An 837-nucleotide genomic window follows, 5' to 3' on the forward strand; every position below is an offset into this window, starting at 1 on the left:
CACCATGATTTTCTATAGTCGAAGTACAGGCGGATTTTATGATTCAAATTTTCATCCCACAATTCCTAGTGATGCCGTAAAAATCACAGATGCAAAATATCAAACATTATTAAAAGGTCAGGAAACAGGACAAATTATCCAAGCAAAAAAAGATGGATATCCTGCATTGAAGGATATTCCAGCACCAACTCAAAATGATATTTTTTATCATTTTCGAGCCGCTCGTGATGCATTGTTAACCGAATCTGATTGGTTGGTACAAAGGCATAATGAACAATTAGCCTTGAATATTTCAACAAGATTGACAGATAATCAATATTCTGAACTGTTGACTTATCGCCAAAGCCTACGAGATTGGCCTAATGTGAAAGGTTGGCCGGAAATAACGATTCCGGCACCGCCCAATTGGATGTAGTCAGCGGGCAATCGCAAAGAGGTTGAAAAATGATAAACGAAATTCGGTGCGGCGAATGCAACCGCCTTCTGGCCAAAAGCCGGTCCCACTCCTGTGCAACCTTCTTGAGATCGCGCCCGAAGGCGGCACTATCCTGGACCCGTTCATGGGTTCAGGTTCCACAGGCCAAGCCTGTCTCGAGACGGCTCGGCAGTTCATCGGTATCGAGATGTCGGACGCCTACTTTGAAATCGCCACGGATCGTCTCAGCGAACTCACCGGCTGGGGCTGTGGACCCATCAAACCTTAAACAATGAAAAAGGGGTCACGTCGACTTATGTTGACGTGACCCCTTTGTTTTTGAAACACTCTTTCAAAATATGAAACAGGAAAGGCGAGGGAATTATCTCACAGATCGCCGCGAATTTTCGCGCGCGGCTTTA

The 837-nt window shown here is 45.2% G+C and carries 2 protein-coding genes; both read left to right on the forward strand.

Annotated features, from left to right (window positions below; all coding sequences use genetic code 11):
• Positions 1 to 415, forward strand: a 415-nt coding sequence (locus GO013_RS16665) for a phage tail assembly chaperone (protein WP_163813159.1), incomplete at its 5' end; no start/stop codon positions are given.
• Between the two features lie 55 nt (positions 416 to 470).
• A complete protein-coding gene (locus GO013_RS16670) occupies positions 471 to 704 on the forward strand; it encodes a DNA methyltransferase (protein WP_163813161.1) in 234 nt (77 codons plus the stop codon).
• Positions 705 to 837 lie beyond the last annotated feature (133 nt).

Source organism: Pseudodesulfovibrio sp. JC047 (assembly GCF_010468615.1).
In the GTDB taxonomy this organism is placed as follows: domain Bacteria; phylum Desulfobacterota; class Desulfovibrionia; order Desulfovibrionales; family Desulfovibrionaceae; genus Pseudodesulfovibrio.